Source organism: Streptomyces sp. NPDC058812, from assembly GCF_042744565.1.
Taxonomy (GTDB): domain Bacteria; phylum Actinomycetota; class Actinomycetes; order Streptomycetales; family Streptomycetaceae; genus Streptomyces; species Streptomyces thinghirensis.
Genome location: NZ_JBHYOB010000018.1, coordinates 105,771 through 129,013 on the forward strand (window position 1 = coordinate 105,771; position 23,243 = coordinate 129,013).

24 protein-coding genes are annotated in these 23,243 nt (G+C 71.4%); 18 read left to right on the forward strand and 6 right to left on the reverse strand.

Annotated elements, in window-relative coordinates:
* The first annotated feature begins 72 nt into the window (after positions 1-72).
* The 4 genes from ACFW48_RS30085 to ACFW48_RS30100 all read left to right on the forward strand — a co-directional run bounded on the left by ACFW48_RS30085 (position 73) and on the right by ACFW48_RS30100 (position 2,784).
* Positions 73-1,665, forward strand: a complete 1,593-nt coding sequence (locus tag ACFW48_RS30085) for an acyl-CoA carboxylase subunit beta (RefSeq protein ID WP_386320042.1) — start codon at positions 73-75, stop codon at positions 1,663-1,665.
* A 9-nt stretch (positions 1,666-1,674) separates the two neighbouring features.
* Complete coding sequence (locus ACFW48_RS30090; protein ID WP_386320045.1) at positions 1,675-1,884, forward strand: acyl-CoA carboxylase epsilon subunit; 210 nt, start codon at positions 1,675-1,677, stop codon at positions 1,882-1,884.
* A gap of 110 nt (positions 1,885-1,994) precedes the next feature.
* Positions 1,995-2,123, forward strand: coding sequence for a morphogenic membrane protein MmpB (gene mmpB, locus ACFW48_RS30095; RefSeq protein WP_386320048.1), 129 nt, complete (start codon positions 1,995-1,997; stop codon positions 2,121-2,123).
* A 37-nt stretch (positions 2,124-2,160) separates the two neighbouring features.
* Positions 2,161-2,784 carry a Maf family protein gene (locus ACFW48_RS30100; RefSeq protein ID WP_386320050.1) on the forward strand — a complete coding sequence of 208 codons (624 nt, stop codon included), beginning with the start codon at positions 2,161-2,163 and terminating at the stop codon, positions 2,782-2,784.
* On the opposite strand, the gene ACFW48_RS30105 is transcribed toward ACFW48_RS30100, so the two are convergent.
* Positions 2,753-3,235 (reverse strand): hypothetical protein, encoded by a 483-nt coding sequence (locus ACFW48_RS30105; protein WP_386320052.1) that lies wholly within the window; start codon positions 3,233-3,235, stop codon positions 2,753-2,755. The two genes, ACFW48_RS30100 and ACFW48_RS30105, sit on opposite strands and share 32 nt — an antisense overlap.
* Positions 3,236-3,609: 374 nt before the next feature.
* On the opposite strand from ACFW48_RS30105, the gene ACFW48_RS30110 reads away from it, so the two are divergent.
* A complete protein-coding gene (locus ACFW48_RS30110) occupies positions 3,610-5,382 on the forward strand; it encodes an acetyl/propionyl/methylcrotonyl-CoA carboxylase subunit alpha (protein ID WP_386320054.1) in 1,773 nt (590 codons plus the stop codon).
* Positions 5,383-5,478: 96 nt separating this feature from the next.
* Here ACFW48_RS30110 and ACFW48_RS30115 read toward each other — a convergent pair whose 3' ends face one another.
* The gene (locus tag ACFW48_RS30115; RefSeq protein WP_310871564.1) at positions 5,479-6,468 is read right to left on the reverse strand and encodes a DeoR/GlpR family DNA-binding transcription regulator; all 990 of its coding nucleotides are present in this window, start codon (positions 6,466-6,468) and stop codon (positions 5,479-5,481) included.
* A 179-nt stretch (positions 6,469-6,647) separates the two neighbouring features.
* A complete protein-coding gene (locus ACFW48_RS30120; RefSeq protein ID WP_386320056.1) occupies positions 6,648-8,096 on the reverse strand; it encodes an NAD(P)H-quinone dehydrogenase in 1,449 nt (482 codons plus the stop codon).
* An 86-nt stretch (positions 8,097-8,182) separates the two neighbouring features.
* Between ACFW48_RS30120 and ACFW48_RS30125 the strand changes: the two genes are divergently transcribed.
* The 4 genes from ACFW48_RS30125 to ACFW48_RS30140 all read left to right on the forward strand — a co-directional run bounded on the left by ACFW48_RS30125 (position 8,183) and on the right by ACFW48_RS30140 (position 13,028).
* Positions 8,183-8,620, forward strand: coding sequence for a gamma-glutamylcyclotransferase (locus tag ACFW48_RS30125; RefSeq protein ID WP_386320058.1), 438 nt, complete (start codon positions 8,183-8,185; stop codon positions 8,618-8,620).
* A 96-nt stretch (positions 8,621-8,716) separates the two neighbouring features.
* Complete coding sequence (locus ACFW48_RS30130) at positions 8,717-9,541, forward strand: purine-nucleoside phosphorylase (RefSeq protein WP_122615924.1); 825 nt, start codon at positions 8,717-8,719, stop codon at positions 9,539-9,541.
* A gap of 351 nt (positions 9,542-9,892) precedes the next feature.
* Complete coding sequence (locus tag ACFW48_RS30135; RefSeq protein ID WP_386320060.1) at positions 9,893-11,539, forward strand: phospho-sugar mutase; 1,647 nt, start codon at positions 9,893-9,895, stop codon at positions 11,537-11,539.
* Positions 11,540-11,786: 247 nt separating this feature from the next.
* Positions 11,787-13,028 (forward strand): hypothetical protein, encoded by a 1,242-nt coding sequence (locus tag ACFW48_RS30140; protein WP_386320063.1) that lies wholly within the window; start codon positions 11,787-11,789, stop codon positions 13,026-13,028.
* A 93-nt stretch (positions 13,029-13,121) separates the two neighbouring features.
* Here the strand turns inward: ACFW48_RS30140 and ACFW48_RS30145 are convergent, their stop codons facing one another.
* Positions 13,122-13,826, reverse strand: coding sequence for a PH domain-containing protein (locus tag ACFW48_RS30145; RefSeq protein WP_386320066.1), 705 nt, complete (start codon positions 13,824-13,826; stop codon positions 13,122-13,124).
* A 113-nt stretch (positions 13,827-13,939) separates the two neighbouring features.
* Between ACFW48_RS30145 and deoC the strand changes: the two genes are divergently transcribed.
* From deoC to ACFW48_RS30170, 5 genes are all read left to right on the forward strand, one after another.
* The gene (gene deoC, locus ACFW48_RS30150) at positions 13,940-14,905 is read left to right on the forward strand and encodes a deoxyribose-phosphate aldolase (protein ID WP_337304142.1); all 966 of its coding nucleotides are present in this window, start codon (positions 13,940-13,942) and stop codon (positions 14,903-14,905) included.
* 5 nt (positions 14,906-14,910) lie between these two features.
* Positions 14,911-16,347, forward strand: coding sequence for an aldehyde dehydrogenase family protein (locus ACFW48_RS30155; RefSeq protein ID WP_386320068.1), 1,437 nt, complete (start codon positions 14,911-14,913; stop codon positions 16,345-16,347).
* Positions 16,340-17,233 carry an aldehyde dehydrogenase family protein gene (locus ACFW48_RS30160; protein ID WP_386320070.1) on the forward strand — a complete coding sequence of 298 codons (894 nt, stop codon included), beginning with the start codon at positions 16,340-16,342 and terminating at the stop codon, positions 17,231-17,233. Before ACFW48_RS30155 ends, ACFW48_RS30160 begins: the two co-directional genes overlap by 8 nt.
* A 124-nt stretch (positions 17,234-17,357) precedes the next feature.
* Positions 17,358-17,606 (forward strand): type II toxin-antitoxin system Phd/YefM family antitoxin, encoded by a 249-nt coding sequence (locus ACFW48_RS30165; protein WP_386320072.1) that lies wholly within the window; start codon positions 17,358-17,360, stop codon positions 17,604-17,606.
* Positions 17,607-17,858, forward strand: coding sequence for a type II toxin-antitoxin system RelE/ParE family toxin (locus ACFW48_RS30170; protein ID WP_386320075.1), 252 nt, complete (start codon positions 17,607-17,609; stop codon positions 17,856-17,858). It abuts the gene before it with no gap.
* Positions 17,859-17,926: 68 nt separating this feature from the next.
* Here ACFW48_RS30170 and ACFW48_RS30175 read toward each other — a convergent pair whose 3' ends face one another.
* Positions 17,927-18,331, reverse strand: a complete 405-nt coding sequence (locus ACFW48_RS30175) for a hypothetical protein (RefSeq protein WP_386320078.1) — start codon at positions 18,329-18,331, stop codon at positions 17,927-17,929.
* 192 nt (positions 18,332-18,523) lie between these two features.
* Between ACFW48_RS30175 and ACFW48_RS30180 the strand changes: the two genes are divergently transcribed.
* Complete coding sequence (locus ACFW48_RS30180) at positions 18,524-19,126, forward strand: uridine kinase (protein WP_386320173.1); 603 nt, start codon at positions 18,524-18,526, stop codon at positions 19,124-19,126.
* Positions 19,127-19,325: 199 nt separating this feature from the next.
* Here the strand turns inward: ACFW48_RS30180 and ACFW48_RS30185 are convergent, their stop codons facing one another.
* Positions 19,326-20,066, reverse strand: a complete 741-nt coding sequence (locus ACFW48_RS30185) for a SigE family RNA polymerase sigma factor (RefSeq protein WP_386320080.1) — start codon at positions 20,064-20,066, stop codon at positions 19,326-19,328.
* Between the two features lie 210 nt (positions 20,067-20,276).
* Here ACFW48_RS30185 and afsQ1 point away from each other — a divergent pair, with 210 nt between their 5' ends.
* The 3 genes from afsQ1 to ACFW48_RS30200 are packed head-to-tail and all read left to right on the forward strand — an operon-like array spanning position 20,277 to position 23,142.
* Entirely contained in the window at positions 20,277-20,954 is a 678-nt protein-coding gene (gene afsQ1 / locus ACFW48_RS30190; protein ID WP_055418182.1) for a two-component system response regulator AfsQ1, read from the forward strand.
* Positions 20,951-22,534: an ATP-binding protein gene (locus ACFW48_RS30195; protein ID WP_386320083.1), complete on the forward strand. Its 1,584-nt coding sequence runs from the start codon at positions 20,951-20,953 to the stop codon at positions 22,532-22,534. Before afsQ1 ends, ACFW48_RS30195 begins: the two co-directional genes overlap by 4 nt.
* Positions 22,534-23,142, forward strand: a complete 609-nt coding sequence (locus ACFW48_RS30200; protein ID WP_386320085.1) for a hypothetical protein — start codon at positions 22,534-22,536, stop codon at positions 23,140-23,142. The genes ACFW48_RS30195 and ACFW48_RS30200 overlap by 1 nt, the downstream gene beginning before the upstream one ends.
* The last annotated feature ends 101 nt before the right edge of the window (positions 23,143-23,243 follow it).

Here is a 23,243-nt window from a genome sequence, read left to right on the forward strand (position 1 = left end):
ACGGAAGGCCCCCTACTACTCTACGAACGAGTAACCGTCCCCCCTTTTGAGCAGGCAGGGAGCCGCATCTCGATGTCCGAGCCGGAAGAGCAGCAGCCCGACATCCACACGACCGCGGGCAAGCTCGCGGATCTCAGGCGCCGTATCGAGGAAGCGACGCACGCCGGTTCGGAACGCGCCGTCGAGAAGCAGCACGCCAAGGGCAAGCTGACGGCCCGTGAGCGCATCGACCTCCTCCTCGACGAGGGGTCCTTCGTCGAGCTGGACGAGTTCGCCCGGCACCGCTCCACCAACTTCGGCCTTGACGCCAACCGCCCCTACGGCGACGGCGTCGTCACCGGCTACGGCACCGTCGACGGCCGTCCCGTCGCGGTCTTCTCCCAGGACTTCACCGTCTTCGGCGGGGCGTTGGGCGAGGTCTACGGCCAGAAGATCGTCAAGGTCATGGACTTCGCGCTGAAGACCGGCTGCCCGGTCATCGGCATCAACGACTCCGGCGGCGCCCGCATCCAGGAGGGCGTGGCCTCCCTCGGCGCCTACGGCGAGATCTTCCGCCGCAACACCCACGCCTCCGGCGTCATCCCGCAGATCAGCCTGGTCGTCGGTCCGTGCGCGGGCGGCGCGGTCTACTCCCCCGCGATCACCGACTTCACGGTGATGGTCGACCAGACCAGCCACATGTTCATCACCGGCCCCGACGTCATCAAGACCGTCACCGGCGAGGACGTCGGCTTCGAGGAGCTGGGCGGCGCCCGCACCCACAACTCCACCTCCGGCGTGGCCCACCACATGGCCGGCGACGAGAAGGACGCCGTCGAGTACGTCAAGCAGCTGCTGTCGTACCTGCCGTCCAACAACCTCTCCGACCCGCCCGCCTTCCCCGAGGAGGCGGACCTCGAGGTCACGGACGAGGACCGCGAGCTGGACGTGATCGTCCCGGACTCGGCGAACCAGCCGTACGACATGCACACCGTCATCGAGCACGTCCTCGACGACGCCGAGTTCTTCGAGACGCAGCCGCTGTTCGCGCCGAACATCCTCACCGGCTTCGGCCGCGTCGAGGGCCGCCCGGTCGGCATCGTCGCCAACCAGCCGATGCAGTTCGCCGGCTGCCTGGACATCACCGCCTCCGAGAAGGCGGCCCGCTTCGTCCGCACCTGCGACGCCTTCAACGTCCCCGTCATCACCTTCGTGGACGTCCCCGGTTTCCTCCCGGGCGTCGACCAGGAGCACGACGGCATCATCCGCCGCGGCGCCAAGCTGATCTTCGCCTACGCCGAGGCCACCGTCCCCCTGATCACGGTCATCACCCGCAAGGCCTTCGGCGGCGCCTACGACGTCATGGGCTCCAAGCACCTGGGCGCCGACCTGAACCTCGCCTGGCCCACCGCCCAGATCGCCGTCATGGGCGCCCAGGGCGCGGTCAACATCCTGCACCGCCGCACCATCACCGAGGCCGGTGACGACGCCGAGGCCACCCGCGCCCGCCTGATCCAGGAGTACGAGGACGCCCTCCTCAACCCCTACACGGCGGCCGAACGCGGCTACGTCGACGCGGTGATCATGCCGTCCGACACCCGCCGCCACCTCGTCCGCGGCCTGCGTCAGCTGCGTACGAAGCGGGAATCCCTCCCCCCGAAGAAGCACGGCAACATCCCCCTCTAAGGAGCCGCTGTGACGATCAAGGTCGTACGGGGCAACCCCACCCCCGAGGAGCTGGCCGCCGCTCTGGCGGTGGTCCGCGCCCGCGCCGCGACGGCAGTCGCCGAGCCGTCCGGCGCCGAGACCCCGCACGACGCGTGGTCCGACCCGTCCCGCATCGCGGCGGCCCACCTGCCACCTCCCGGCCCGGCGTCATGGGGCCGCACCTACTGGCCGAGCTAGCTGCAGCAGGCTCAGGGGCGCGGGGAACCGCGCACAGCACCGCAACCCCGCGCCCCCAAATAAGTACCCGTACTCAAGCGCCCCCCACGGCCAAGCCCCACGCTGGTGGCATGCTCTGGTCCGACCCCGAGAACGAGCCGCCCAAGGAACTGCGCGACATGCAGGACATGCTGCGGCGGCTGAGCGTTTTCCTGGCGCTGGCCATGGTCCTCGCGATGATCGTGATCGGCGTGCGCTAGGCACCGGCCCTCCCGGCGCCGCCGATACCCTGGTCCCATGACAGACCAGCAGCCGCGCCGCCGACTCGTCCTCGCCTCCCAGTCCCCGGCCCGGCTCGGCCTGCTCCGCCAGGCCGGGCTCGCCCCCGAGGTGCTCGTGAGCGGCGTCGACGAGGACGCCGTCACCGCGCCCACCCCCGCCGAGCTGGCCCTCGCCCTCGCCGAGGCCAAGGCCTCCGTCGTGGCCGCGAAGCCCGAGGTGCACGGCGCCCTGGTGATCGGCTGCGACTCGGTGCTCGACCTGGACGGCCGGGCCCTCGGCAAGCCGGCGGACGCCGAGGAGGCCACCGCCCGCTGGAAGGCGATGCGCGGCCGGGCGGGCACGCTGCAGACCGGCCACTGCGTCTGGGACACCGCCTCCGGCCGCCACGTCTCGGCCACCGCCTCCACCGTCGTCCGCTTCGGCGAGCCGACCGACGAGGAGGTCGCGGCCTACGTGGCCTCCGGCGAGCCCCTGTACGTCGCCGGGGCGTTCACCCTGGACGGCCGCTCGGCCCCGTTCATCGACGGCATCGAGGGCGACCACGGGAACGTGATCGGCATCAGCCTGCCCCTCGTACGCCGACTGCTCGCCGAACTCGGGGTCGGCATCACGGAGTTGTGGGCGCCGGCGGAGGGCTGACCGGGGAACCGTCGTCACCCTTGCCGTCCTCGGTCCGCTGCCCGGTCGCGGGTTCCGCGCGAGCGTCGTAGGTCATCAGCAGCAGCACGATGAGGGCGAGGGTGAGGATCATGAAGAGGAAGGCGTGCCAGCCGACCAGTCCCCAGGTGAAGGCACCGAGCAGCCCGTGCACCACGGCCGCGCTGATCAGCAGGATCCGGCCGAGGCCGGCGGGCGGACGGTCACGCAACGCCACGAGCAGGGCCACCAGCCCGCACAGCGCGAAGTACAGCCCGAAGACGACACCGCCGATCTTCGAGGACACGGACATCATGTCCGGGTCGAGACCGGCCAGGGACATGTCCTGCCGGTCGACGACGATCCCGAGGAACCAGTTCAGCGCCGCGACGCCGACCGCCTCCGCGAAGAGCACGACCGCCACGATCCACGCCACCGGCCTGCGCACTGACACCGGTCCCCACCCACTTTCGACCGCTGCCGCACAGGACAGCCGTTACCCCAAGTATGTTCGAGACAGCCGGAACGCTACTAACGGGTAAACCTCGCGACAAGAGGTCGGCAGGGAGCAAAGAATCATTGGGCCATTCGTAGGGACTCCACAAAGAAACGGAGTGGCCCGCGGCACCCTCTTACAGAGACCTTGCCCACATCAGGGGGCTAGGGTTTCCCCGAGGAGTCCTGCGTAACGCGGCACGACAAGGGATTTCGCGGGTCGAGCGAGCCTCGGGTCACACTCCGTGTGGGCAAGCTCACCATTGGGGATGGGTCGAAGTGCCGTGTCGGCAGTCCCTAAACTCGGCTTGTTTCAAGGAGGGAGCCTCAATCGTGCGCAAGGTGCTCATCGCCAATCGTGGCGAAATCGCTGTCCGTGTGGCCCGGGCCTGCCGGGACGCCGGGATCGCGAGCGTGGCCGTCTACGCGGACCCGGACCGGGACGCTCTGCATGTCCGCGCCGCTGATGAGGCGTTCGCCCTGGGTGGTGACACCCCCGGCACCAGTTACCTGGACATCGCCAAGGTCCTCAAGGCCGCGCGTGAGTCGGGCGCGGACGCCGTCCACCCCGGCTACGGATTCCTTTCCGAGAACGCCGAGTTCGCGCAGGCGGTTCTGGACGCGGGTCTGATCTGGATCGGGCCGCCCCCGCACGCCATCCGTGACCTGGGCGACAAGGTCGCCGCCCGCCACATCGCCCAGCGTGCGGGCGCCCCGCTGGTCGCGGGTACCCCGGACCCGGTCTCGGGCGCGGAGGAGGTCGTGGCCTTCGCGAAGGAGCACGGCCTGCCGATCGCGATCAAGGCCGCCTTCGGCGGCGGCGGCCGCGGCCTCAAAGTCGCCCGCACCCTCGAAGAGGTCCCCGAGCTCTACGACTCGGCCGTGCGTGAGGCGGTCGCCGCGTTCGGCCGCGGGGAGTGCTTCGTCGAGCGTTACCTCGACAGGCCCCGCCACGTGGAGACCCAGTGCCTGGCCGACACCCACGGCAACGTGGTCGTCGTCTCCACCCGTGACTGCTCCCTCCAGCGCCGCCACCAGAAGCTCGTCGAGGAAGCCCCCGCCCCGTTCCTGTCCCAGGCGCAGGTCGACGAGCTGTACGCGGCCTCGAAGGCGATCCTGAAGGAGGCCGGCTACGTCGGCGCCGGCACGGTGGAGTTCCTCGTCGGCACCGACGGCACGATCTCCTTCCTGGAGGTCAACACCCGCCTCCAGGTCGAGCACCCGGTCACCGAGGAAGTCGCCGGCATCGACCTGGTCCGCGAGATGTTCCGCATCGCCGACGGTGAGAAGCTCGGCTACGACGACCCGGTGCTGCGCGGCCACTCCTTCGAGTTCCGCATCAACGGCGAGGACCCCGGCCGGGGCTTCCTGCCCGCCCCCGGCACCGTCACCCTCTTCGACCCGCCCACCGGCCCCGGCGTCCGCCTGGACGCCGGCGTCGAATCCGGTTCGGTGATCGGCCCGGCGTGGGACTCCCTGCTGGCGAAGCTGATCGTGACCGGCCGCACCCGCGCCGAGGCCCTCCAGCGTGCCTCCCGCGCTCTGGAGGAGTTCACCGTCGAGGGCATGGCCACCGCCATCCCCTTCCACCGCACGGTCGTGCGGGACCCGGCCTTCGCGCCGGAACTGACCGGCTCCACCGACCCCTTCACGGTCCACACCCGCTGGATCGAGACGGAGTTCGTCAACGACATCAAGCCCTTCACCGCCCCCGCCGACACGGAGGCGGACGACGAGATCGGCCGGGAGACGGTCGTCGTCGAGGTCGGCGGCAAGCGCCTGGAGGTCTCCCTCCCCTCCTCGCTCGGCATGAGCCTGGCCCGCACGGGTCTGGCGGCCGGTGCCAAGCCCAAGCGCCGCGCGGCGAAGAAGTCCGGCCCCGCCGCGTCCGGCGACACCCTCGCCTCCCCGATGCAGGGCACCATCGTGAAGATCGCGGTCGAGGAAGGCCAGGAAGTCCAGGAAGGCGACCTGATCGTCGTCCTGGAAGCCATGAAGATGGAACAGCCCCTCAACGCCCACAAGTCCGGCACCATCAAGAGCCTGGGCGCCGAAGTCGGCGCCTCCGTCACCTCCGGCGCCCCCATCTGCGAGATCAAGGACTGAGCGAGCGTACGCGACGTCCTGGGCGCCCGGTGGACCACAACGGTCCGCCGGGCGCCCCGCCGTTGGTGCCGGGGACGCGACGGACCGTGCGGTGGCTCAGCGTCGGCGCAGATCCGCGACGCGTGCCCGTTCCGCCCCGGCGTTCTGCTCTCCCAGGGCCGTGGCCGACCGCAGGCCCGCCGCCGCGCCCGGGACCTGACGGCGCGGCCCCGGAAGCGGCACGTCCCGACGCTGCTGACGCGCCGGGACGGCATCATTTCCGGAGGCCCCCGGTCCCCCCGGACCGGTCGTCGTCGCACCCCCCGACGCGCCGGTCACGGCGATCTGCACGCCCTGGTCGGCCAGGGCCTGGAGCTCGGTGGCGGCCCGGTCGTCGTGGGCGGGCGGCTCGTCCGTGACCAGGCGCGTGATGACGTCCGTGGGCACGGTCTGGAACATGGTGTCCGTGCCCAGCTTGGAGTGGTCGGCGAGGACGACGACCTCGGCGGCCGCCTGCACTAGGGCGCGGTCGACGGACGCCGACAGCATGTTGGACGTGGACAGGCCCCGCTCGGCCGTCAGCCCGCTCCCGGACAGGAACGCCTTGGAGACCCGCAACCCTTGCAGGGACTGCTCGGCACCGGACCCGACGAGGGCGTAGTTGGACCCCCGGAGCGTGCCACCGGTCATCACGACCTCGACCCGGTTGGCATGGGCGAGGGCCTGGGCCACCAGCAGCGAGTTGGTGACGACGGTCAGCCCGGGCACCCGCGCGAGCCGGCGCGCCAGCTCCTGCGTCGTGGTACCCGCCCCCACCACGATGGCCTCGCCCTCTTCGACGAAGCCCGCGGCGAGGTCGGCGATGGCCGTCTTCTCGGCGGTCGCGAGATGGGACTTCTGCGGAAAGCCGGACTCTCGCGTGAACCCGCCCGGCAATACCGCACCGCCGTGCCGGCGGTCGAGGAGTCCTTCTGCCTCCAGTGCGCGCACGTCCCGCCGTACGGTCACTTCGGAGGTCTGGACGACGCGGGCGAGCTCACGGAGCGACACGGCCCCGTTCGCTCGCACCATTTCGAGGATCAATTGGCGACGTTCTGCAGCGAACACGAAACTGACAGTAACCCCAACGACCGTCTGCTTTCAGCAGTATGCGCCGAATAACAGAAGTTGTTCGCACACCAGAGCCGGAAGTGGTATACGGGCCTACCCGGGCCGCCTATGCCGCCCGCAAGCTCCGCAACTCCCCGTGACCAGCGGGGAGTCGATTCCAGCCGCGGCCCCAGTCGCTAGCTCTCGCCACCGGCCTTGCGCGTGTGCAGCTGCCGTGCAACCTCCGCGATCGACCCCGAAAGGGAGGGATACACGGTGAAGGCGTTCGCGATCTGTTCGACCGTCAGGTTGTTGTCGACCGCGATCGAGATGGGATGGATGAGCTCCGAGGCGCGCGGCGCCACGACCACACCACCCACGACGATCTCGGTACCCGGCCGGCAGAAGATCTTGACGAACCCGTCCCGGATGCCCTGCATCTTGGCGCGCGGGTTCCGCAGCAGCGGCAGCTTCACCACGCGGGCGTCGATCTTGCCGGCGTCGACGTCGGCCTGCGAGTACCCGACGGTGGCGATCTCGGGGTCGGTGAAGACGTTGGACGAGACGGTCTTCAGGTTCAGCGGGGTGACCGCGTCCCCGAGGAAGTGGTACATGGCGATACGCCCCTGCATGGCGGCGACCGAGGCGAGCGCGAAGATGCCGGTCACGTCACCGGCGGCGTACACGCCGGGAGCGGAGGTCCGCGACACCCGGTCGGTCCGGATGTGCCCGGAGTCCTTGAGCTTGACCCCGGCCTCCTCCAGGCCCATCCCCTCGGTGTTGGGAATGGCGCCCACGGCCACCAGACAGTGCGAGCCGGTGATGACGCGCCCGTCGGCGAGCGTCACCTCCACGCGGTCCCCGACACGCTTGGCGGACTGGGCCCGCGACCGCGACATGACATTCATGCCGCGCCGCCGGAAGACGTCCTCCAGCACGGCGGCGGCGTCCGGGTCCTCACCGGGCAGCACCCGGTCCCGCGACGACACGAGGGTGACCCGCGACCCCAGCGCCTGGTAGGCACCGGCGAACTCGGCGCCGGTCACACCCGACCCGACCACGATGAGTTCCTCGGGCAGCTCGTCGAGGTCGTAGACCTGGGTCCAGTTCAGGATGCGCTCCCCGTCGGGCCGCGCGTCCGGCAGTTCCCTCGGATGCCCACCGGTCGCGATCAGCACCGCGTCCGCGGTGAGCGTCTCCTCACTCCCGTCGGCGGCACGCACCACGACCTTCCGCGACCCGTCGAGCGCCTGCATGCCCTCCAGCCGCCCGCGCCCGCGCATGACCCGCGCTCCGGCGCGCGTCACGGAGGCGGTGATGTCGTGCGACTGGGCGAGGGCCAGCCGCTTCACACGCCGATTGACCTTGCCCAGATCCACGCCGACCACCCGGGCGGCCTGCTCCATGGGGGGGGTGTCGTCGGCGACGATGATCCCCAATTCCTCGTACGACGAATCGAAGGTGGTCATCACCTCGGCCGTGGCGATGAGGGTCTTGGACGGCACACAGTCGGTCAGCACCGATGCCCCGCCCAGACCGTCGCAGTCGACGACGGTCACCTCCGCGCCGAGCTGTGCGGCCACCAGCGCCGCTTCGTATCCGCCGGGTCCGCCGCCAATGATCACGATCCGAGTCACGTACTCCATTGTCCCGCACCCTTCAATGTGGGGCCGCCCGGGGGCACGTCTGTTACAAGAGCGACTCCCGGGGGCCCTGCCGTACCCTCTCCCCCATGTCGCTCTACGCCGCTTATGCCGGCAACCTCGACGCGCGGTTGATGACCCGCCGCGCCCCGCACTCGCCGCTGCGCGCCACCGGCTGGCTGAACGGGTGGCGGCTGACCTTCGGGGGCGACCACATGGGCTGGGAGGGCGCACTCGCGACCCTCGTCGAGGACCCGATCTCCCAGGTCTTCGTGGCCCTCTACGAGATCGCGCCGATGGACGAGGACTCGATGGACCGCTGGGAGGGCGTGGGGCTGGACATATACCGCCGCACCCGCGTCCGCGTCCACACCCTGGAGGGCGAGGAGAACGCCTGGACGTACGTCCTGAACGCCTACGAGGGCGGCCTGCCCTCCGCCCGCTACCTGGGCGAGGTGGCGGACGCCGCGGAATCGGCCGGCGCGCCGCACGACTACGTCATGGAACTCCGCAAGCGCCCCTGCTGAGCCACGGCCCCTCGTCAAAAGCAACAAAACAACAATCGCAATCCCGTGAGCTCTGTCATCTACGCGCGTAGGCGTAAACCGGCTACCCTCTTCGGCGTGAACGCATCTCTTCTTCCGGACGACATCCAGGGCGACCCCTACGCCGCCGCCGACGCCGCCGCGGCCCGCCTGCGCGAACTCACCGGCGCCGAGACCCACGACGTAGCCCTCGTGATGGGCTCCGGCTGGGCACCGGCCGTGGACGCGCTGGGCGCCCCCGAGGCCGATCTCCAGGTCACCGACCTGCCCGGCTTCCCCAAGCCCGCAGTGGAGGGGCACGGCGGCAAGATCCGCTCGTACTCCATCGGCGACAAGCGCGCGCTGGTCTTCCTGGGCCGCACCCACTACTACGAGGGCCACGGCGTGGCCGCCGTCTCCCACGGTGTCCGCACGGCCGTCGCCGCCGGCGCCAAGACGATCATCCTGACCAACGGCTGCGGCGGCCTGCGCGAGGGCATGCGCCCCGGCCAGCCGGTCCTGATCAGCGACCACATCAACCTCACCGCCACCTCTCCCATCGTCGGCGCCAACTTCGTCGACCTCACCGACCTCTACTCCCCCCGCCTGCGCGCCCTGTGCAAGGAGGTCGACCCCACGCTGGAGGAGGGCGTCTACGCCCAGTTCCCCGGCCCGCACTACGAGACGCCGGCCGAGATCCGCATGGCCCGCGTCATCGGGGCCGACCTGGTGGGCATGTCGACGGTCCTGGAGGCGATCGCCGCCCGCGAGGCCGGCGCGGAGGTCCTGGGCATCTCCCTGGTGACCAACCTCGCGGCGGGCATGACGGGCGAGCCCCTCAACCACGAGGAGGTCCTCCAGGCGGGCCGCGACTCCGCCACGCGGATGGGTGCGCTGCTGACGCAGGTGCTTGGGCGGTTGTAGCCCCGGCGCGTGCGGTGGGCGGGGGTGGGTGCGCGGCCCGGCGCTGCGGGGTGCCGCCGCGCCCACCCGTGCCGCCCCAGCGGCACGACTGCCCGCAGCGGCGGCGCCGCGGGCGGAGAACCGCGTACGGCGCGAAGGGACGTGTCGGGGGGTGTCCGCCCGCAGCGGTTGGCGCGTCAACGCCGGCACTTCCGTGGCCGACCGATTCCGCGCCGTTCCGAGGACGGACACCCCCCGGCACGGCCCGACCCACAACAAAACAGAACGCGCTACCCGCACCCCCACAAAACCCGCACAGGCCGCCGCAGGCACCCCGCACAGATCACGACCACACACGAGAGGCTGACCGACGTGCACGACGACCTCCTCGCACGGGCCACGGCATGGCTGGCCGAGGACCCCGACGCGGACACCCGCGCGGAACTCGCCAAGCTCATCGACGCCGAGGACCACGCCGAGCTCACCGCACGTTTCTCCGGCACCCTCCAGTTCGGCACCGCGGGCCTGCGGGGCGAACTCGGCGCCGGCCCGATGCGCATGAACCGCTCGGTCGTCATCCGAGCCGCCGCCGGCCTCGCCGCGTACCTCAAGAAGCAGGGAACCCCCCACGGGGGCGGCACAGCCGGTCTCGTCGTCATCGGCTACGACGCCCGCCACAAGTCGCAGGACTTCGCCCGGGACACCGCCGCGGTGATGACCGGCGCCGGTCTCAGGGCGGCCGTCCTCCCCCGCCCCCTCCCCACCCCCGTCCTCGCCTTCGCCATACGGCACCTCGGCGCCGTCGCCGGCGTGGAGGTCACCGCCAGCCACAACCCGCCCCGCGACAACGGCTACAAGGTCTACCTCGGCGACGGCTCCCAGATCGTGCCCCCCGCCGACGCCGAGATCGCCGCGGAGATCGACGCCGTACGCTCCCTGAACGACGTCCCCCGCCCCACCACCGGCTGGCAGACCCTCGGCGACGACGTCCTCGACGCCTACCTCGCCCGCACGGACGCCGTCCTCTCCGAGGGCTCCCCCCGCACCGCCCGCACCGTGTACACCGCGATGCACGGCGTCGGCAAGGACACCCTCCTCGCCGCCTTCGCCCGCGCCGGCTTCCCGGAGCCCGCCCTCGTCACCGAGCAGGCCGACCCCGACCCGGACTTCCCCACCGTCGCCTTCCCCAACCCGGAAGAGCCCGGCGCGATGGACCTCGCCTTCGCGAAGGCCCGCGAGACCGACCCCGACCTGGTCATCGCCAACGACCCGGACGCCGACCGCTGCGCCGTGGCGGTCCACGACGGCACCGACTGGCGCATGCTCCGCGGCGACGAGGTCGGCGCCCTCCTCGCCGCCCACCTGGTCACCCGCGGAGCGCACGGCACGTTCGCGGAATCGATCGTCTCCTCCTCCCTCCTCGGCCGCATCGCCGAGAAGGCGAACCTCCCGTACGAGGAGACCCTCACCGGCTTCAAGTGGATCGCCCGCGTCGAGGGCCTGCGCTACGGCTACGAGGAGGCCCTCGGCTACTGCGTCGACCCCGAAGGCGTACGCGACAAGGACGGCATCACCGCGGCCCTCCTGATCACGGAACTGGCCTCCGCCCTCAAAGAGACCGGCCGCACCCTCCTCGACCTCCTCGACGACCTCGCCGTGGAGCACGGCCTGCACGCCACCGACCAGCTCTCGGTCCGCGTCGAGGACCTCTCCCTCATCGCCGCCGCGATGCACCGCCTGCGCGAACAGCCCCCCACCCGCCTCGCGGGCCTCGCCGTCACGAAGGCCGAGGACCTCACCCGGGGCACGGACACGCTGCCGCCCACGGACGGCCTGCGCTACACCCTCGACGGCGCCCGGGTGATCGTCCGCCCGAGCGGTACGGAGCCCAAGCTGAAGTGCTATCTGGAGGTGGTCGTCCCGGTCACGGCGCACGCCGGCCTCCCCGAGGCCCGCGCGAAGGCGACGGACCTGCTGACGGCGCTCAAGCGGGACCTGTCGGCCGCGGCGGGCATCTGACCCCGAGCCCGGACAGCCGAAACTCCCGAAAACCCGAAAACCCGAACACCGAAACGGGACCGAACACCCGAACCCCGATGGGGTGCCCCCACCCGGGGGCACCCCATCGGGTGATTTCCCCCCGCCCGTTGACCCGCCGTCCCCTCCCGAAGCCACCCCCCGGGCAACGGTGGACCGGAAAACGCACCGCCGGTACACGCACGCGTCACCGGTCCGCGCACCGCCGAGCCACCAGGGAGCCGCCGCCGTGTCCTCGACCGCCCCCAAGACCACCCCCAGCGGACACATCCCCGGCACCCGACGCCCGCGGCCCCCCGCGACCGCCACTCCACCCCCGCGGAGCAACGCCCGCGCCCACGCCCAGCGCGTCCTGCGCGCCGCACACCGCGCCGCACGCCACGCCGCCCCCGCCCTCGGCTCCTATCTCGCCGTACGCCTCACGGGTCTGCTCGTGCTCGTGATCTGGGCCCCCCGCCGGCACCAGGACCTCTGGGTGAACCTCGCCGCGCAGTGGGACTCCGACTGGTACCTCGCCATCGCCGACCACGGCTACGACGACGAGCTCGGCACCGCCCACAACGCCAACAACCTGGCCTTCTTCCCGCTCTACCCGGTGCTGGTGAAGGCGGTGGCGGTACTCACCCCGGGCACGCGCGCGTCCACGGGCCTCGGCCTCGCGGTCGTCGCCTCGCTCATCGCGGCGTGGGGCATCTTCGCGGTGGGCGACCACCTGCACGGCCGCCGCGCCGGCGTGCTCCTCACCACGCTGTGGGCGGCGTTCCCGGTCGGCGCGGTGCAGTGGATGGGCTACACGGAATCGCTGTTCACGGCGTGCGCGGCATGGTCGCTGTACGCGGTCCTCACGGGCCGCTGGCTGTGGGCGGCGGCCTTCGCCACGCTCGCCGGGCTGACCCGCCCGACCGGCATCGCGGTGGCGGCGGCGGTCACCGTGACGGCGCTACTGCACCTGGTCCGCCACCGCGCCCTCGTCCCGCGCGTCCTCGCGGCCGCGGTCCTCGCGCCGCTCGGCTGGTGCGCGTACCTCGGCTGGGTGGGCCTGCGCCTGGGCCGCTGGGACGGCTACTTCGCCGTACAGCGGCTCTGGTACAACGAGCTGGACGGCGGCCTGCGGACGCTGCACCAGATCCGGTGGCTGCTGTGGCGCGACCCGACACCACAGTTGTTCCTGGTGATGGTGACCCTCACGCTGATCGCGTCGGTGGTCCTCTTCGGCCTGTCGGTGTGGGACCGCCAGCCCGTCGCTCTACTGGTCTTCACGGGCGTCATGCTGGCGATCGTCCTGGGCAGTGGCGGCGTGTACTTCTCCCGGGCCCGCTTCCTGCTCCCGGCCTTCCCCCTGCTCCTGCCGCTGGCCCTGCACCTGTCCCGCGCCTCCGGGCGCCACCGCGCACTCGTGCTGACGGCGGCGGTACTGGGCTCCACGTACTGCGGGGCGTACATGCTCCTGGTCTGGTCGGCCGCGCCCTGACACACCCTGCGTCCGGCCCGGCACACGGACCGGACCGTCAGCCCGTCAACCCATCAGGACGTCAGCCCATCAGGACGCCAGCCCGTCAGCCCGTCAGCCCGTCCCCAGCAGCACCGCGAGCAGCACCGCCCCGGCCACCACCGGCGCGACGATCTCGTACGCCCAGCGCACCGTCACCTCGCCCTGCGACGTGTCGGCCGGCTTGCGTGCCTCCAGCGTCTCGCGCAGCTCGTCCATGACCTTGTCGGTCTCCGCCCGCACCGGCCCGTCCGCCGCCGCCGCGCCGACCCCGGCACCACCGGTGCCGGCCCGCACACCGCCCCCGCCGAGGCCTCCGAGCACGCCACCGCGCCCCCGGCCGCCCCCGGAGGCCCGCCGCGACTCCTGGCGAGCGGCCTTCTTGCGGCCGCGCAGCGAGACGGGGATGGACCACAGCTGGTACTTGTCGCCGGACTCCGTGAAGACCTCGTTGGAGTAACCGGACCGGAACGAGGCGACCTGCCCCCAGGGCAGCACGATCACGCGGAAGGGATTGCGCACCCGCAGCCGGTCGTCGTTGGCGAAGACGGCGGGCCGCACGGTGTAGGCGGCGACGAGCGGCACCAGGAACAGCAGCGCGGCGAGCGCCATCCAGGGAGTGCGGCCCTCGCCCGCGACCAGGGCGTCGATGCCGAGCCACAGGGCGAGCGCGAGCAGCAGAACGCCGCCGGCGAGGCCCGCGGGCGAGCGGTAGATCCGGTCCTTGGACACGGGTACCGACGGCTGCGGCGATGGTGACTGGGGCTCCGGGGTCGTCATGGTGCCGATTGTGCCCGACGGCCCCGAGGACGCTCATAGGCGGTGCCGGTCCGCAGAATGAGCGCAGGGGACTGTACAGCCGCTACGCGCGTAGATATGCTCGCCTGGTGACCATGCCCACCACTGCATCCGCTGTTCCCGCACACGGACTCGCCGACGTCACCGCGTCCGACAGCACGCTGCGCCGCTTCCTCCACGGGCTGCCCGGCGTCGACACGGTCGGCCTGGAGGCGCGCGCCGCCTCGCTCGGCACCCGTTCCATCAAGACCACCGCGAAGGCGTACGCCATCGACCTCGCCATCTCGATGGTCGACCTGACGACGCTGGAAGGCGCGGACACCCCGGGCAAGGTCCGGGCGCTCGGCGCGAAGGCGGTCCGCCCCGACCCGACGGACCGCACGGCCCCCGCCACGGCGGCCGTCTGCGTCTACCCCGACATGGTGCCCGCCGCCAAGGCGGCCGTCGCCGGCTCGGGCGTCAAGGTCGCCTCGGTCGCCACCGCCTTCCCGGCGGGCCGCGCCTCGCTGGCCGTCAAGCTGGCCGACGTGCGCGAGGCCGTGACGGCGGGCGCCGACGAGGTCGACATGGTCATCGACCGCGGCGCGTTCCTCGCGGGGAACTACATGAAGGTGTACGACGAGATCGTCGCCGTACGGGAAGCCTGCGGTACGTCCGCCCGCCTGAAGGTCATCTTCGAGACCGGCGAGCTGTCGACGTACGACAACATCCGCCGCGCGAGCTGGCTCGGCATGCTGGCGGGCGCCGACTTCATCAAGACGTCCACCGGCAAGGTCGCGGTCAACGCCACGCCCGCCAACACCCTCCTGATGCTGGAGGCGGTCCGCGACTTCCGCGCGCAGACCGGCGTCCAGGTCGGCGTGAAGCCGGCCGGCGGCATCCGGACCACCAAGGACGCGATCAAGTTCCTCGTCCTGGTCAACGAGACCGCGGGCGGGGACTGGCTGGACAACCACTGGTTCCGCTTCGGCGCCTCCTCGCTCCTGAACGACCTGCTGATGCAGCGTCAGAAGCTGGCCACGGGCCGCTACAGCGGCCCCGACTACGTGACGGTGGACTGATCACCATGGCATCTGCATTCGAGTACGCACCGGCGCCCGAGTCCCGCGCCGTCGTCGACATCGCCGCGTCCTACGGCCTGTTCATCGACGGCGAGTTCACCGAGGCCGCCGACGGCAAGGTCTTCAAGACGGTCGCCCCGGCCACCGAGGAGGTCCTCTCCGAGGTCGCCGAGGCCGGTGAGGCGGACGTCGACCGCGCGGTGAAGGCCGCCCGCAAGGCGTTCGAGAAGTGGTCGGCGCTCCCCGGCTCGGAGCGCGCGAAGTACCTCTTCCGCATCGCCCGCATCATCCAGGAACGCAGCCGCGAGCTGGCCGTCCTCGAAACCCTCGACAACGGCAAGCCGATCAGGGAGACCCGCGACGCGGACCTCCCCCTGGTCGCCGCGCACTTCTTCTACTACGCGGGCTGGGCCGACAAGCTCGACCACGCCGGCTACGGCGCGAACCCGCGCCCCCTCGGCGTCGCGGGCCAGGTCATCCCCTGGAACTTCCCCCTCCTGATGCTGGCGTGGAAGATCGCCCCGGCGCTCGCGACCGGCAACACGGTCGTCCTCAAGCCCGCCGAGACGACCCCCCTGTCCGCCCTCTTCTTCGCGGACATCTGCCGTCAGGCCGGCCTGCCCAAGGGCGTCGTCAACATCATCACCGGCGACGGCCGCGCGGGCGCCGCGCTGGTCGCCCACCCCGACGTGAACAAGGTCGCCTTCACCGGCTCCACGGCCGTCGGCAAGCAGATCGCCCGCACGGTCGCGGGCACCCGCAAGAAGCTGACGCTCGAACTCGGCGGCAAGGGCGCCAACATCGTCTTCGACGACGCCCCCATCGACCAGGCCGTCGAGGGCATCGTCAACGGCATCTTCTTCAACCAGGGCCAGGTCTGCTGCGCGGGCTCCCGCCTGCTGGTCCAGGAGTCGATCCACGACGAGCTGCTCGACTCCCTCAAGCGCAGGCTCACCACCCTGCGCCTGGGCGACCCGCTGGACAAGAACACCGACATCGGCGCCATCAACTCCGCCGAGCAGCTGGCCCGGATCACCGCGCTGGCCGACCAGGGCGAGGCGGAGGGCGCCGAGCGCTGGTCCCCGGCCTGCGACATGCCGGAGAGCGGCTACTGGTTCGCCCCGACGCTCTTCACGAACGTCACCCAGGCGCACACCGTCGCCCGGGACGAGATCTTCGGCCCGGTCCTGTCGGTACTGACCTTCCGTACGCCCGACGAGGCGGTCGCCAAGGCCAACAACACGCCGTACGGCCTCTCCGCCGGCATCTGGACGGAGAAGGGCTCGCGCATCCTGGCGGTCGCGAACAAGCTCCGCGCGGGTGTGATCTGGTCCAACACGTTCAACAAGTTCGACCCGACGTCGCCGTTCGGCGGCTACAAGGAGTCGGGCTTCGGCCGCGAGGGCGGCCGCCACGGCCTGGAGGCGTACCTCGATGTCTGAGCGACTCAATGTGCTGAAGACCTACAAGCTGTACGTCGGCGGGAAGTTCCCGCGTTCCGAGAGCGGCCGGGTGTACGAGGTGACAGACGCGAAGGGCAAGTGGCTGGCGAACGCCCCGCTCTCCTCCCGCAAGGACGCCCGTGACGCGGTGGTCGCCGCGCGCAAGGCGTTCGGCGGCTGGTCCGGCGCGACGGCGTACAACCGCGGCCAGATCCTCTACCGGATCGCCGAGATGCTGGAGGGCCGCCGCGACCAGTACGTCGCGGAGGTCGCCGACGCCGAGGGCCTGTCGAAGTCCAAGGCGAGCCTCCAGGTCGACGCCGCGATCGACCGCTGGGTCTGGTACGCCGGCTGGACCGACAAGATCGCCCAGGTGGTGGGCGGCGGCAACCCGGTCGCGGGCCCGTTCTTCAACCTGTCCTCCCCGGAGCCGACGGGCGTGGTCGCCGTCCTCGCCCCGCAGGAGTCGTCCTTCCTGGGCCTGGTCTCGGTCGTCGCCCCGGTCATCGCCACCGGTAACACGGCGGTCGTGATCGCGAGCGAGAAGGCCCCGCTGCCGGCCCTCTCCCTCGGCGAGGTGCTGGCCACCTCCGACCTCCCCGGCGGCGTGGTCAACATCCTGTCCGGCCGCACGGCGGAGATCGCGACCCCTCTCGCCTCGCACCAGGACGTCAACGCCATCGACCTCGCGGGCGCCGACGAGACGCTGGCGAAGGAGCTGGAGGTCGCCGCGGCGGACAACCTCAAGCGCGTCCTCCGTCCACAGCCTGTGGACGACGTGGACTGGTCGGCGACTCCCGGCACCGACCGCATGACGGCGTTCCTGGAGACCAAGACGGTCTGGCACCCGACGGGCGCACTGGGCGCGTCGGGTTCGTCGTACTGAGCCGCCACGGCACCACCGCACCGCGACCGAGCCGTGCCCTCCCACCGTCCGGGGAGGGCACGGCTCTTCGTTTCACTTCATCGCTGAGTTGACCACAAGATTACAGTTGAGCCATCATGTGCTCATGACTGAGATCGCCATCAGCGCTGCCCGCTCCCAGCTCGGCGACCTCGTGCGCCGTGCAGCCCACGGCCGCGAGACCATCGCGCTCACCGACCACGGGCACGTGGCCGCCCTTCTCGTGTCACCGCAGGTGATAGAGGACCTGGAAGATGCACTGGCGGTTGCCGACTACCAGCGGCGCAAGGCGGAGGGAACGCTGGAGCCAGGAATCCCGCACGAGGAAGTCGGCCGGATGCTGGGGCTGCGGTAAGTGGCCTACGAGATCATCTGGGAGCCTCGCGCGACCAACGCGGCCGCACGTCTTCTCAAAGAAGACCCCAGTGGCCTGTCCGCCGTCTACGAAGCCGTCGACGCCCTCAGCACTCAGCCCCGCCCACGAGGTTCCGTCCCTTACGGATCACCCGACGTGCGACGCCTCCACGTCGGCGACTACCGGGTTCTGTACATCATCGAGGACGACGTGATCCGTATCGTCGTAACCCACCTCGGCCGGACCGCCTGAACGGCCGCACCAGTCAAAGGGCCGCGACCTCCCTCCAGGAGATCACGGCCCGACTTGCACAGGCGGCGTCAGCGCAGCAGCTGCGTCGCCTGCCCCGCCACCGGTACGCCGCCCAGGGACTGGGCCTGCGCGACCGGGCCGGTCAGTGCCGTCGAGGTGAGCGGCTGGAAGTCGGCGACCTTCGTGCCGACGCCGTTGTCCAGCGGGTCGACGCCGGTACCGGCCAGCGGGTTGGGCTTGAGGTCCGCGACCGGGCCGGTCACGTAGCCGACCATGCCGGTCGCCGCCTGGAGGCCCGCTTGCGGATCGATGTTGCCCATCGAGGTGGGGCGGGTGTGCGCCAGGCCGGCGATGGTCTCGCCGCCTTCCGCCCAGGCCGTGACCGCGCCCGCGCCCAGGGCCGCTCCGGCGGTCGCGAGGACGACCAGGGCGCGCTGGGCGTGCGGGGTGCGGGGGGACGCGTGTCGAGCCATCGCTGCTGCCACCTCTTGGTGTGAGTTGCTACGGACCACCGTGCTAACAGTGCGAACAGTGATCAGGTCACCGCGCACCGTAATCAAGGTGTGACGCGCACTTCAAAGCCGACCCGCGGGGTCGTACGGCGGCCGTTCGATGCCTCAGACTGGTGTCCCGTGAGCTCCCATCCGCCCATACCGACGCGAGTCGTGCTGCTCTGCGGCCCTTCCGGCTCCGGCAAGTCCCTCCTCGCCGCCCGCTCCGGCCTTCCGGTGCTGCGGCTCGACGACTTCTACAAGGAGGGCACCGACCCGACGCTGCCGCTGGTGCCGCAGAGCTCCGACATCGACTGGGACCACCCGGGGTCGTGGGACGCGGACACGGCCGTCGCGGCCATCACGGAACTGTGCCGCACCGGCCGTACGCGTGTGCCCCTCTACGACCTCTCGCTCAGCGCCCGGACCGGCGAGGAGACGATCGACATCGGACGCACCCCGCTGTTCCTCGCGGAGGGCATCTTCGCCGCCGAAATCGTGGCACGCTGCCGGGAGCTGGGCGTTCTCGCCGACGCCCTGTGCCTGAGCCGTGGCCCGCTGACGACCTTCCGTCGCCGCTTCCTGCGGGATCTGCGGGAGGGCCGCAAGTCCGTGCCGTTCCTGGTGCGCCGCGGTTGGCGGCTGATGCGGCAGGAGCGGTCGGTCATCGCCCGCCAGACGGCCCTGGGCGCCCACGCCTGCGACCGGGACGAGGCGATGGGCCGCCTGGCCGCCGCGGCGGCGGGCCGGTGCGCCACGGCGCGTACGGCCGCGTAACGCGCGCCCGCACACAGAGAAGCGGGACTGGACGGACCCCCCGGCCCTCCAGTCCCGCTCTCCTTGTGCTCCCCCGTGCTTCCCCCGTGTCCCCCCGTTGTTCCCCCGTGGTGCTTCCCCGTGAGTAAGAGCCCGGCATCCTCCCCCTGATACACCCCGGCTCCTACTTTTTTTCGCGGGCCCCCCGGCCCGCCGTCCTTCAGGCGACCAACTCGCCGAAGGCGTCCTCCCGGTCACGGCCGAAGCTGAGGACCTCGTCCTCGCGCAGCCGGCGGAGCGACCGCCAGATGCTGGACTTCACCGTGCCGACACTGATGTCGAGGATGTCCGCGATCTCCGGGTCCGTGCGGCCCTCGTAGTAGCGAAGGACCAGCATGGTGCGCTGGAGTTCGGGCAGCCGGGCCAGCGCCTGCCACAGGACCGTGCGCAGTTCGGTGCCGCGCATCGCGTCCGTGTCGCCGGCCGTCTCCGGCAGTTCCTCGGTCGGGTACTCGTTGAGCTTGCGACGCCGCCAGGCGCTGATGTGCAGGTTGGTCATGGTGCGGCGGAGATACCCGCCGACCGCCGCCTTGTCACTGATCCGCTCCCACGCCCGGTACGTCGAGAACAGCGCGCTCTGCAGCAGGTCCTCGGCCTCGAAGCGGTCGCCGGTGAGGTGGTAGGCGGTGGCGTACAGGGAGGCGCGGCGCTCCCGGACGTAGGCGGTGAACTCCGCCTCCGACAGCGAGCGACGCTCCCCCTCTGCCTCCCCGTACGCGGTCCCCCCGTGCGTCTCCCCCTGGTGGGCGTCGACCACCGCCATGTACGCGGTGTGCTGACGCCCGGTGCCGCGAGCGCACCCCCGCCCGCTCACGGCACCGGACTTCTCGGACCGGTGTGCGTGCACGTCGTGCAGACGCGTGACCACTGCGCTGGTGCTGGTGCCGTGCAGCGTGTTCATCTCGCGCCTCCCGTCGTGGACTTCCGGTGTTGCCTGTGACGAAAAGCCTGCCGCGGCGACTTCATGGCCGTGTCCGCCGACTGTCACAGACCTGTCACAGGGGTCCGTCACGTTCGCACCACCGTTCCTTCACAGGGTCCGGCGGCGTGGCGGGACCCCATCCGGACCCACAGGTCGAACCGCACCCCCTCCATGGGCCAGAATGAGCCCGTGCCTTCCCTGTTGCTGATCGAGGACGACGACGCCATCCGTACGGCCCTGGAGCTCTCCCTGACCCGCCAGGGCCACCGGGTGGCCACCGCTGCCAGCGGTGAGGACGGTCTGAAGCTGCTGCGCGAGCAGCGGCCGGACCTGATCGTGCTGGACGTGATGCTGCCCGGCATCGACGGTTTCGAGGTGTGCCGTCGCATCCGGCGCACCGACCAGCTGCCGATCATCCTGCTGACCGCGCGCAACGACGACATCGACGTGGTCGTCGGTCTCGAGTCGGGCGCCGACGACTACGTCGTCAAACCCGTCCAGGGCCGGGTGCTGGACGCCCGTATCCGGGCCGTGCTGCGGCGCGGGGAGCGGGAGTCGACCGACTCGGCGAGCTTCGGCGGCCTGGTCATCGACCGGTCGGCGATGACCGTGACGAAGAACGGCGAGGATCTCCAGCTCACGCCGACCGAGCTGCGGCTGCTGCTCGAACTGAGCCGGCGGCCGGGGCAGGCGCTGTCCCGGCAGCAGCTGCTGCGGCTGGTGTGGGAGCACGACTACCTCGGTGACTCCCGGCTGGTGGACGCCTGCGTGCAGCGGCTGCGCGCCAAGGTCGAGGACGTGCCGTCGTCCCCGACCCTGATCCGTACCGTGCGGGGTGTCGGCTACCGGCTGGATCCGCCTCAGTGACACAGGAACACCAGGGGGGTTCACGCGGCTGGGTCGCGGCTCGCAAGGGAGTCTGGTCCTGGCTGCGCTTCACCAGCCTGCGCCTGCGGCTGGTCCTCGTCTTCGGTCTCGTCGCGCTCACCGCCGCCGTGTCCGCGTCCGGCATCGCCTACTGGCTGAACCGGGAGGCGGTGCTCACCCGCGCCCAGGACGCCGTGCTGCGCGACTTCGAGCGGGAGATGCAGAACCGGGCGGGCGCGCTGCCCGAGCGCCCCAGCCAGGACGAGTTGCAGCACACCGCGGGGCAGATGGCCAACAGCAGCCAGCGGTTCAGCGTGCTGCTGGTCGCCGAGAACGCCGCCGGCGAGACCGTGTACGGCAGTTCCGGCGGCCTGGGCGGGTTCGCGCTCTCCGCCGTGCCCGAGTCCCTGCGCACGGCGGTGAACAAGGAGCAGAAGGTCACCTCCGCCAACAAGCACCCGTACCACCTGTACTGGCAGCGGATCACCGAGGACGACACCCCCTACCTGGTGGCCGGCACGAAGGTGATCGGCGGCGGGGCCACCGGCTACATGCTCAAGTCGCTGGAACCGGAGGCCAAGGACCTGAACTCGCTCGCCTGGTCGCTGGGGATCGCCACCGCGCTCGCCCTGCTCGGCTCCGCGCTGCTCGCGCAGGCGCTGGCGACGACCGTGCTGAAGCCGGTGCACCGGCTCGGGGTCGCGGCGCGCCGCCTCGGCGAGGGCAGGCTGGACACCCGGCTGCGCGTGTCCGGCACCGACGAACTGGCCGATCTGTCCCGGACGTTCAACAGCGCCGCCGAGGCGCTGGAGAAGCGGGTCGCGGACATGGCGGGCCGGGAGCAGGCCTCACGGCGCTTCGTGGCGGACATGAGCCATGAGCTGCGCACGCCGCTGACGGCGATCACCGCCGTCACGGAGGTGCTGGAGGAGGAGCTGGAGTTCGAGGGCGGCGGCTTCGACCCGATGATCGAGCCCGCCGTGCGGCTGGTGGTCAGCGAGACGCGGCGGCTGAACGACCTCGTGGAGAACCTGATGGAGGTCACCCGCTTCGACGCGGGCACCGCCCGGCTGGTCCTGGACGACGTCGACGTCGCCGACCAGATCACCGCCTGCGTCGACGCCCGCGCCTGGCTGGACGCCGTCGACCTGGACGCCGAGCGCGGCATCCACGCCCGTCTCGACCCGCGCCGCCTGGACGTGATCCTGGCCAACCTGATCGGCAACGCGCTCAAGCACGGCGGGTCGCCGGTGCGGGTGTCGGTGGCGCGGGCGGACGACGAGGTGGTCATCCGGGTGCGGGACCACGGGCCCGGCATCCCCGAGGACGTCCTGCCGCACGTCTTCGACCGCTTCTACAAGGCGAGCGCCTCCCGGCCGCGCTCCGAGGGCAGCGGGCTCGGCCTGTCCATCGCCCTGGAGAACGCGCACATCCACGGCGGTGGGATCACCGCCGAGAACTCCCCCGAAGGTGGTGCGGTGTTCACACTGCGGCTACCGCAGGACCCGCCGGCGGACGAGGACGCCGGGGACACCTCGGGTGACGGGAGCACGGGCAAGGACGCGAAGGGACAGGTCTGATGACCGTACGCCGCCTGTCGGCACTGCCCGGGCTGGCCGTGCTGGCCGCGCTGCTCGCCGGGTGCGGCATCCGGGCCACCGAGGTGCCCACGGACTACGGTCCCGCACCCTCGCGGGTGCGCTGCTCGCTCACCGAGCCGGACGTGTCGACGCAGGCCGCGCCCGGCGTGCCGGTGCAGGTCTTCCTGCTGTGCGGCTCGTCGCTGGTGGCCGTGGACCGGACGGTACGGGTGCCGGACGGCGTGGACTCCGGGCGGCGGGTCCTGGTGGCCCAGGGGCTGCTGAACGAGCTCGCGGCGTCGCCGTCGGCCGCGGAGAAGGAGGCCGGGTACACCACGGACGTACGCCGCGGCGTCACCGTGACCGGCCCGCGCCCCGGCGACCCGGAGGACACGCTGCGGCTCGACATCGCCCCCGACGACCTCACGTCGTACGCCCTCGCCCAGGTCGTCTGCACCTTGTCCGACTCGGCCGCGGGCGAAAGCGACGGCTCCGTCGTCCTGGCCGGCCCCGGCGACCCGTCCGCACGCCGCTACGTCTGCACGGACGAGGTCCGTGCCCGGCCGGGCAGCAACGAACCGCCGGCGGGCGAGGTCACGAACGGCTGACGGCTCCGCAACGCGCGGCAGGGGCCGGGGCGGGCTCGGGGACAGCCACGGGGGCCATGTGGCGCAAGCCTCACCCTTGCGGGGGAGGGGCCGGAACCGAG

Excerpts from the sequence above, each read along its gene's own strand:
- ACFW48_RS30085 (WP_386320042.1), top strand. The coding sequence starts at position 73 with ATGTCCGAGCCGGAAGAGCAGCAGCCCGACATCCACACGACCGCGGGC.
- mmpB (WP_386320048.1), top strand. The coding sequence starts at position 1,995 with ATGCTCTGGTCCGACCCCGAGAACGAGCCGCCCAAGGAACTGCGCGAC.
- ACFW48_RS30100 (WP_386320050.1), top strand. The coding sequence starts at position 2,161 with ATGACAGACCAGCAGCCGCGCCGCCGACTCGTCCTCGCCTCCCAGTCC.
- ACFW48_RS30120 (WP_386320056.1), bottom strand. The coding sequence starts at position 8,096 with ATGGAGTACGTGACTCGGATCGTGATCATTGGCGGCGGACCCGGCGGA.
- ACFW48_RS30125 (WP_386320058.1), top strand. The coding sequence starts at position 8,183 with ATGTCGCTCTACGCCGCTTATGCCGGCAACCTCGACGCGCGGTTGATG.
- ACFW48_RS30145 (WP_386320066.1), bottom strand. The coding sequence starts at position 13,826 with ATGACGACCCCGGAGCCCCAGTCACCATCGCCGCAGCCGTCGGTACCC.
- deoC (WP_337304142.1), top strand. The coding sequence starts at position 13,940 with ATGCCCACCACTGCATCCGCTGTTCCCGCACACGGACTCGCCGACGTC.
- ACFW48_RS30155 (WP_386320068.1), top strand. The coding sequence starts at position 14,911 with ATGGCATCTGCATTCGAGTACGCACCGGCGCCCGAGTCCCGCGCCGTC.
- ACFW48_RS30160 (WP_386320070.1), top strand. The coding sequence starts at position 16,340 with ATGTCTGAGCGACTCAATGTGCTGAAGACCTACAAGCTGTACGTCGGC.
- ACFW48_RS30165 (WP_386320072.1), top strand. The coding sequence starts at position 17,358 with ATGACTGAGATCGCCATCAGCGCTGCCCGCTCCCAGCTCGGCGACCTC.
- ACFW48_RS30175 (WP_386320078.1), bottom strand. The coding sequence starts at position 18,331 with ATGGCTCGACACGCGTCCCCCCGCACCCCGCACGCCCAGCGCGCCCTG.
- ACFW48_RS30185 (WP_386320080.1), bottom strand. The coding sequence starts at position 20,066 with ATGAACACGCTGCACGGCACCAGCACCAGCGCAGTGGTCACGCGTCTG.
- ACFW48_RS30200 (WP_386320085.1), top strand. The coding sequence starts at position 22,534 with ATGACCGTACGCCGCCTGTCGGCACTGCCCGGGCTGGCCGTGCTGGCC.